General features: G+C 70.6%; 6 protein-coding genes and 1 pseudogene. 4 read left to right on the top strand and 3 right to left on the bottom strand.

What is annotated here, in order from left to right; all coding sequences use genetic code 11:
* Together OEY_RS28505 and OEY_RS0114620 are read left to right on the top strand one after the other, a co-directional pair.
* The coding region (locus tag OEY_RS28505; protein WP_010594603.1) for a phospholipase D-like domain-containing protein at positions 1–949 on the top strand (949 nt) is incomplete at its 5' end.
* A 256-nt stretch (positions 950–1,205) separates the two neighbouring features.
* Complete coding sequence (locus OEY_RS0114620; protein WP_010594602.1) at positions 1,206–3,731, top strand: ATP-dependent Clp protease ATP-binding subunit; 2,526 nt, start codon at positions 1,206–1,208, stop codon at positions 3,729–3,731.
* Positions 3,732–3,801: 70 nt separating this feature from the next.
* Here the strand turns inward: OEY_RS0114620 and OEY_RS0114615 are convergent, their stop codons facing one another.
* Positions 3,802–4,395 carry a TIGR03086 family metal-binding protein gene (locus OEY_RS0114615; protein WP_010594601.1) on the bottom strand — a complete coding sequence of 198 codons (594 nt, stop codon included), beginning with the start codon at positions 4,393–4,395 and terminating at the stop codon, positions 3,802–3,804.
* 94 nt (positions 4,396–4,489) lie between these two features.
* Here OEY_RS0114615 and OEY_RS0114610 point away from each other — a divergent pair, with 94 nt between their 5' ends.
* Positions 4,490–5,437: a helix-turn-helix transcriptional regulator gene (locus OEY_RS0114610; protein ID WP_010594600.1), complete on the top strand. Its 948-nt coding sequence runs from the start codon at positions 4,490–4,492 to the stop codon at positions 5,435–5,437.
* 9 nt (positions 5,438–5,446) lie between these two features.
* On the opposite strand, the gene OEY_RS0114605 is transcribed toward OEY_RS0114610, so the two are convergent.
* Positions 5,447–6,235 (bottom strand): PIG-L deacetylase family protein, encoded by a 789-nt coding sequence (locus tag OEY_RS0114605; protein ID WP_010594599.1) that lies wholly within the window; start codon positions 6,233–6,235, stop codon positions 5,447–5,449.
* A gap of 106 nt (positions 6,236–6,341) precedes the next feature.
* Between OEY_RS0114605 and OEY_RS0114600 the strand changes: the two genes are divergently transcribed.
* Positions 6,342–7,538: an acyl-CoA dehydrogenase family protein gene (locus OEY_RS0114600; protein WP_040273744.1), complete on the top strand. Its 1,197-nt coding sequence runs from the start codon at positions 6,342–6,344 to the stop codon at positions 7,536–7,538.
* Positions 7,539–7,557: 19 nt separating this feature from the next.
* On the opposite strand, the pseudogene OEY_RS28500 reads toward OEY_RS0114600, so the two are convergent.
* Positions 7,558–8,172, bottom strand: a pseudogene (locus OEY_RS28500) (ATP-binding protein); the annotation flags it as partial.

The following is an 8,172-nucleotide window of genomic DNA, read 5'->3' as shown; positions in this document are numbered from 1 at the left end:
CCCCGCCCCCAGCCGTTCCCGGCGGGAGCCGAACGGTCGCCGGTACGGACCGTGGCACGACGTCACCACCGCGGTGGACGGCGCGGCCGCCCGCGCGATCGGCGAGCAGGCCCGTGCCCGGTGGAAGGCTGCGACCGGGGAGGACCTCGAGCCGGTCGAGGCCGATCACACCATCTGGCCCGAGGGGTTGCGCCCGGCGCTGCGCGATGTCGACGTCGCCGTCGCCCGCACCCTGCCCGAACTCCGCGACCGCGCCGAGGTCCGGGAGATCGAAGCCCTCTACCTGGCGGTGATCGCCGGCGCCCGTCGCACGCTCTACATGGAGAGCCAGTACCTGGCGTCCCGGACCCTCGCCGAAGCCCTCGCGAAGCGGCTGCACGAACCGGACGGCCCGCAGATCGTGCTGGTCCTGCCGCGCAACGCCGAGGGATGGCTCGAGCAGAAGGCGATGGACGGTGCCCGTCGCAAGCTGCTGCACATGCTGTGGAACGCCGACGTCCACGGGCGGTTCGCCGCCTACTACCCGGTCACCGCGGGCGGAGCGCCGATCTACGTGCACGCGAAGGTCGTCGTCATGGACGACGTGCTGCTGCGCATCGGCTCGTCGAACCTGAACAACCGGTCCCTGGGCTTCGACACCGAGTGCGATCTCTTCGTCGAGGCGGATCACGAGGGCGACCACATCAGCCGTGCGGTCGTCGAGATGCGGGAGCGTCTGCTGTCCGAGCACCTGGGGGTGTCCCCGCAGGACGTCGCCTCCGCCGTCCGGTCCGAAGGCTCGCTCGTCGCCGCGGTGGAACGGCTGCGCGGACCGGGCCGGACGCTCGAGCGGTTCGAGCCCGGCACCGTCGCCGACGAGGACAGCCCCCTCGCGGAGAACGAACTCGTCGACCCCGAACGCGCCCCGCAGCGCGTCGGACAGCGCATTCGCCGGTTGATGCCCCGCTGAGCAGCGTGTTCGCTGCTGGCGTACACGGAGGTGGGAACGCCGGGTCGACGTGCGGCGTTACCCCTCGTAGCCGGAGTTGCCGCCGGTGCCGATCGGGTGGAGGGGCAGCGCCTCGAAACGGCGGCAACTAGAGTGTCGAGTGGGGTCGTGGAACCTGGTTCCACTCGACGACTCGAGTGCCGGAGCGAAACGCGGCAGCCGGGTCCGGAACGATCCGCGTACCGGACCTGTCGGCCGGAGAGTGTGAGGGAGTGCGATGTTCGAAAGGTTCACCGATCGCGCGCGGCGCGTCGTCGTCCTGGCTCAGGAAGAGGCCAGGATGCTCAACCACAACTACATCGGCACGGAGCACATTCTCCTGGGCCTCATTCACGAAGGCGAGGGCGTAGCGGCCAAGTCGCTCGAATCTTTGGGGATCTCCCTCGAAGGCGTCCGCAGCCAGGTCGAGGAGATCATCGGCCAGGGACAGCAGGCCCCCTCGGGTCACATCCCGTTCACGCCCCGTGCCAAGAAGGTGCTCGAGCTCAGCCTGCGTGAGGCGCTGCAGCTCGGACACAACTACATCGGTACCGAGCACATCCTGCTCGGCCTCATCCGCGAGGGTGAGGGCGTCGCGGCGCAGGTGCTCGTCAAGCTCGGCGCCGACCTGAACCGGGTCCGTCAGCAGGTCATCCAGCTGCTCTCCGGATACCAGGGCAAGGAGCCCCAGGAATCCGGCACCAGCCGTGGCGAGGCCGGCACCCCGTCGACGTCGCTGGTGCTCGATCAGTTCGGCCGCAACCTCACGCAGGCCGCGCTCGAAGGCAAGCTCGACCCCGTCATCGGACGCGCGAAGGAAATCGAGCGCGTGATGCAGGTCCTGAGCCGTCGCACCAAGAACAACCCGGTGCTCATCGGCGAGCCGGGCGTCGGCAAGACCGCCGTCGTCGAGGGCCTGGCGCAGGCCATCGTCAACGGTGAGGTCCCCGAGACCCTCAAGGACAAGCAGCTCTACACCCTCGACCTCGGCTCGCTCGTCGCGGGCAGCCGTTACCGCGGTGACTTCGAGGAACGCCTGAAGAAGGTCCTCAAGGAGATCAACAGCCGCGGCGACATCATCCTGTTCATCGACGAGCTGCACACGCTGGTCGGTGCGGGTGCCGCCGAGGGCGCCATCGACGCGGCGTCGATCCTGAAGCCGAAGCTGGCGCGCGGCGAGCTGCAGACCATCGGTGCCACCACCCTCGACGAGTACCGCAAGTACATCGAGAAGGACGCCGCGCTCGAGCGCCGGTTCCAGCCGGTGCAGGTCGGCGAGCCCACGGTCGAGCACACCATCGAGATCCTCAAGGGTCTGCGCGACCGGTACGAGGCGCACCACCGCGTGTCCATCACCGACAAGGCGCTGGTCGCCGCGGCGAGCCTCGCGGACCGCTACATCAACGACCGCTTCCTGCCGGACAAGGCGATCGACCTCATCGACGAGGCCGGTGCGCGCATGCGCATCCGCCGGATGACCGCGCCGCCGGACCTGCGCGAGTTCGACGACAAGATCGCCGACGCGCGCCGGGAGAAGGAGTCCGCGATCGACGCGCAGGACTTCGAGAAGGCCGCGAACCTGCGCGACAAGGAGAAGCAGCTCGTCGCGCAGCGTGCCGAGCGCGAGAAGCAGTGGCGCGCCGGTGATCTCGACGTCATCGCCGAGGTCGACGAGGAGCAGATCGCCGAGGTTCTCGCCAACTGGACCGGCATCCCGGTGTTCAAGCTCACCGAGGAGGAGACCACCCGTCTGCTCCGCATGGAGGACGAGCTGCACAAGCGGATCATCGGCCAGGAGGACGCCGTCAAGGCCGTCGCCAAGGCGATCCGGCGTACCCGCGCCGGCCTGAAGGACCCGAAGCGTCCCGCCGGTTCGTTCATCTTCGCCGGCCCGTCCGGCGTCGGTAAGACCGAGCTGTCGAAGGCGCTCGCGAACTTCCTGTTCGGCGAGGACGACGCGCTCATCCAGATCGACATGGGCGAGTTCCACGACCGGTTCACCGCGTCGCGCCTGTTCGGTGCCCCTCCGGGCTACGTCGGCTACGAAGAGGGCGGCCAGCTCACCGAGAAGGTGCGCCGCAAGCCGTTCTCCGTGGTTCTGTTCGACGAGATCGAGAAGGCCCACCAGGAGATCTACAACACCCTCCTGCAGGTCCTCGAGGACGGCCGCCTCACCGACGGCCAGGGACGCACGGTCGACTTCAAGAACACCGTGCTGATCTTCACCTCGAACCTCGGTACCGCCGACATCTCGAAGGCGGTGGGCCTGGGCTTCACCAAGGGCACCGGCGCCGAGTCGAACTACGAGCGGATGAAGCTCAAGGTGAACGACGAGCTCAAGAAGCACTTCCGGCCCGAGTTCCTCAACCGCATCGACGACATCATCGTCTTCCACCAGCTCACCCAGGAGCAGATCATCGAGATGGTGGACCTGATGATCGGTCGTGTCGAGGTGCAGCTGAAGAACAAGGACATGGGCATCGAGCTCACCGAGAAGGCGAAGTCGCTGCTCGCCAAGCGCGGCTTCGACCCGGTCCTCGGCGCCCGGCCGCTGCGTCGCACGATCCAGCGCGAGATCGAGGACCAGCTCTCGGAGAAGATTCTCTTCAACGAGATCGGCCCCGGCCAGATCGTCCTGGTCGACGTCGAAGGCTGGGACGGCGAGGGTGCCGGCGAGAACGCGAAGTTCACCTTCACCCCGAGCGAGAAGCCGGCTGCGGTGCCCGACACCCCGGCGGTGGCCCTGGCCAAGGACGCCGAGTAGTCCTGCTGTAACGAACGCCGACGGGCGGCACCCTCTGCGGGTGCCGCCCGTCGGCGTCGGTGTGTCCGGATCAGCGCCGCCACGCGGCGGTCTCCCGCCCGGACCAGTTCGCGAGCCGTTCGAGGGGGCTCGCATCCGGTGCGGACTCGACGACCGTGCCGAAGGGCACCCGTCCGCCGCGCCGGGCTGCGGGAATGCTGCGGCGCGCGACGGCGAACGCGGCCTCCACGAGCGCCGCGTCGGGCTCGGTCTGCAGACCGGTGGCGGCGGAGAGGTCCCATCCGTGCACGAGGGCCTCGTTGAGGTTGCTCAGCACCGCGGCGCGTCCGGGTACCGTTCCCCACGGCGCGACGACGGACCGGTCGAGCACGTCGTCGTCGCTCCACACCTTCCGGTAGTGGGCCTGCGCCCGTTCGAGCTCGGCCCGCCACGCGTCGTCGGGGACACCGGTGAGGAATTCCGGGATGCTCAACGGGTCGCCGCCGCTGCCGATCACCCGCCCCCTGTCCACGGTCGCGACGAGGTGGCCGAGCAGGGCACGCACGTCGAACTGCGGGCAGGGAGTCGGGTCGGTCATCTGCTCGGGGCGCACTTGCGCGAACAGCGTGTCCACCCATGCCAGGGCGTCACGGTAGAGGGGACGGGGATCGGTGACGGTGCTCATGTCGGGCCTCCCGGTGGTGTGTCGATGTCGGCGGACACGATGCTTCCTTCCAAACACGACATCTCCTGTCAGGTATCTCTGCGAGAGTGCCGGCATGCGCGCGGATCGGTTGCTGTCCCTCGTCCTGCTGCTGCGGCACCGCGGCCGGATGACCGCGCCCGCAATCGCCCGGGAACTCGAGGTTTCGGTGCGCACCGTGCTGCGCGACGTCGAGGCGTTGTCCACGGCAGGCATCCCCGTCTACGCCGAACGCGGACGCGCCGGCGGGTTCTCGTTGCTGCCCGGCTTCACCACCGACCTGACCGGTCTGACCGTCGACGAGGCGACCGCCCTGCTCGCGGCGAGCGCCTCGGCCACGCCCGACTCGCTCGGCATGGCGCCCGCGTTCGCCTCGGCGATGCGGAAGGTGACCGTCGCGCTGCCCGAGGCGCAGCGCACCGCCGCGGCGCGCGTCGGGGAGCGGATCGTCGTCAGCTCGTCCGGGTGGGTGGTCGACCACCGGCGGGACGAGCACCTCGGCGTCGTCCAGCAGGCCGTCTTCACCGATCGTCGTCTGCGCATCCACTACCGTTCCCGTGGCGCCGAGACGCGGTGGCGGACCGTCGATCCGCTCGGGTTGGTCAGCGCGGCGGGCCGCTGGTACCTCGTAGCCCTGCATCGCGGCGCCGAACGCACCTACCGCCTCTCCCGGATGGAACGGGTGCAACTGCTCGACACCGCGGCGCACCGCCCGCCCGACGTCGATCTCGCCCGGATCTGGCGCCGGCACCGCGCCGAGTTCCGGGCCGGCCTGGGCACGGTCACCGCCGCGGTGAAGATCCGGGACCGGCGCCGGGACGACCTCGCGGTGATCGCGATCCGCATCGTCACGCAGCGGCCCACGGGCGACGGGTGGTGGGAGACCGAGGTGGAGTTCGGTGGGGCCGGCCACGCCGGGGCCGCGATGTGGCAGCTGGGGGACGACGCCGAGCTGCTCGGACCGCCCGAGCTCCGGGAACAGGTCCGGTCGGCGGCGGAGCACCTCGCCGAGCGGCACCGGTAGCCCTGCCTCTCACACCGCCGCCGCCGTGCCTGTCCTCGCCGTGCCTGTCCTCGCCGTGCCTGTTGTTGCCTCGTCGTGGTCGGGGACGCGGAGAGCGTCGACGAACGCCTCCTCCGCGATCTGGGCCGCGTAGATCGCGGGATCGATCCGCGCGACGAGGTCGCCGGTCTGGGTGGCCATGGCCCGCAGTGCGGTGAGTTTGCGGTCGAGCTCGGGTCCCTGCAGCCGGACGTGGACCGCGAGCTGCTCTTCGGGGATGCCGGTGGGGCGCTCGTCGCTCATGTACATGCCCCATTCCTCGTAGAGGTCCCGGAACCGGTCGAGATGCTCCACGGTCGGCGTGGCGTACAGCAACCGGGACCGGCCGCCGCGGTCACGCCAGGCGCGGGTGACCCAGCGGTGCACGGCGTTGTGATCCGGGTGGTAGGTCATTCCGTCGGCACCGAAGGTCAGGATCGTGTCGGGGCGGAGGTCGTCGAGGAGCCGGCCGGCCCACGAGAGACCGGCGTCGTCGTGATCGGTGAGGGCGCCGTCCGGCAGGCCGAGGACGTGGTGCTCCTCGACGCCGAGCACGGCCATGGCGGCGGCCGCCTCCCAGCGGCGGACCCGGCCCAGGCGTTCCGGCGGCCACGAGCGAGGATCTGCGGTTCCGTGCTCGCCGGCGCTGGCCGACGCGCACACGACGCGCCGGCCGGCGTCGCGGGCGGCGGCCATGATCCCCGCCGCGAGATAGGTCTCGTCGTCGGGGTGGGCCCAGATCGACAGGATCGTCCCGAGCCGGGAGGTCGTCGCGTTCATGCCTGTCACGGTGCGGGAGAGGACTCCCACGGCGCCCCCACGTGCTCTCACGGCGGTGTGATCCGGTGGGAGCGCGGTGGGAGCAGACCGGCGCATCGTCGTGGCCATGGACACCACACTCACCATGAACTCGACCCGCAACGGGGCGGCCGAGCTGCCGACAGAGATGCTGGAGCGGTTCCGCTCCCGTGCCGGCGAACTCGACCGGTCCAACTCCTACTTCGACGAGGACCTCGCGGAACTGCGAGCGGCCGGCTACCTCGCCGCCGCCGTACCCGTCCGCTACGGGGGATGGGGTCTCGATCTGGCCCGGCTGGCCGCGAGTCAGCGGCGCCTCGCGCGCTATGCACCGGCCACTGCGCTCGCGATGACGATGCACTCGTACTGGATCGGGATCGCGACCGAACTGGAACGCACGGGCGACACGTCGCTCCGCTGGATCTCGGAGGCCGCGGCGGCCGGCGACGTGTTCGCTGCCGGACACGCCGAGACGGGCAACGACATCCCGGTGCTCCTGTCGACGTGCAGGGCGCAGCGCGTGGCGGGCGGCTACCGCCTGACCGGCCGCAAACAGTTCGGCTCCAACGGTCCGGCGTGGCGGTGGCTCGGCGCGCATGCCGTCGACGCGGACGCGGCCGGCGGGCCGCACATCGTGCACGCGTTCGTCGAGCGAGGCAGCGCGGGGGTGAACGTCGTGCCGACGTGGGACACCCTCGGCATGCGGCCGACGCAGAGCCACGACACGGTCCTCGACGACGTCTTCGTGCCCGACGACCGCATCGGGCGGGTGGTTCCCGCGGGCGACGGCAGCGATCCGTTTCTCGTGGCGATGACGATGTGGCCGCTCGCGCTCATGGCGGCGGTGTATCTGGGGATCGCCGACCGCGCCCTCGAACTCGCTGTCCGCAGCGCCCGCCGCAAGACCTCGGTGGCGATCGAGCGGGGCGCATACGCCTACAACCCGTTCGTGCAGCATCAGGTTGCACAGATGTATCTCGAGCTGGACGCCGCCTCGGCGACGCTCGACCGGTTCGTCGCGGACCGGGTGGCCGGCGCGGACCACGGCGACGAATGGGTTCCCAAGGTGTACGCGATGAAGTGGCGAGCGGTGGAGGCGGCCAAACGGGTCGTCGACATCGCCCTCGACGTGGCCGGCGGCGCCGGCATGTTCACCGGGAACGAGCTCGAACGCCTCTACCGCGACGTGCGGTGCGGGGGATTCCACCCCGGGAACGACGCGCTCACCCACGAACTCGTCGGCAAGTCGTTGCTCGGCATCCTCGGCGAACAGCCCCGATGGTGAGGTCCCGGGTCCCCCGCGGTCACAGGGCGCGGAGCGCATGCTCGGCGGCGGCCTCGCCGTCGAGCAGCGCCCCGCGCCGCCGCGCCGCCTCGTACTCGTCGTCGCCGAGCTCGGTGCGCAACCGCACGCCGAGATCGTCCAGAGCCACCTCGTCGGCACCGAAGATGCGGTGACCGGCCGCTGTCGTACGCACGGCCCCCTCGAGCACCGCGGCGTCCCGGTAGCGGCCCAGGCGTTCGAGAAGTCCGGCGATCGAGCGCAGCATCGTCCACTGCGTCGACCACATCCCGGCCCGCCGCCAGTGCGGGATCAGCCGCCGGTACTCGGCGGCGGCCGCCACGGGGTCACCGATCCGGGCGTCGATGGACGCCTTCGACGCACCGGCGAGGCCGGTGACGAACGAGGCGTTCGTCTGCTCCGCGATCTCCAGTGCCCGTGCGAAGCGGGCGCGGGCCCGTTCGACGTCGACCGCCAGGTCCGCCTCCCCGGCGCAGTGCCAGACGTACGCCGCGTGCGGTGTGCGTGCATCGCCGATCTCGGTGAGGAGTGCCGCGGCCAGCCCGACGGCGGCCGGTGCGCCCGCATAGCCCAGCGGCAGCAGCTCGCTGGCACGTGCCATGAGGCGCTGCGCCGG

This window comes from Rhodococcus sp. P14 (genome assembly GCF_000256505.1).
Classification (GTDB): Bacteria; Actinomycetota; Actinomycetes; order Mycobacteriales; family Mycobacteriaceae; genus Rhodococcus; species Rhodococcus ruber.
This window is presented reverse-complemented; position numbering and strand designations above follow the sequence as displayed.

Coding starts and splice junctions, on each gene's coding strand:
- OEY_RS0114620 (WP_010594602.1), top strand. CDS start 1,206: ATGTTCGAAAGGTTCACCGATCGCGCGCGGCGCGTCGTCGTCCTGGCT.
- OEY_RS0114615 (WP_010594601.1), bottom strand. CDS start 4,395: ATGAGCACCGTCACCGATCCCCGTCCCCTCTACCGTGACGCCCTGGCA.
- OEY_RS0114610 (WP_010594600.1), top strand. CDS start 4,490: ATGCGCGCGGATCGGTTGCTGTCCCTCGTCCTGCTGCTGCGGCACCGC.
- OEY_RS0114605 (WP_010594599.1), bottom strand. CDS start 6,235: ATGAACGCGACGACCTCCCGGCTCGGGACGATCCTGTCGATCTGGGCC.
- OEY_RS0114600 (WP_040273744.1), top strand. CDS start 6,342: ATGGACACCACACTCACCATGAACTCGACCCGCAACGGGGCGGCCGAG.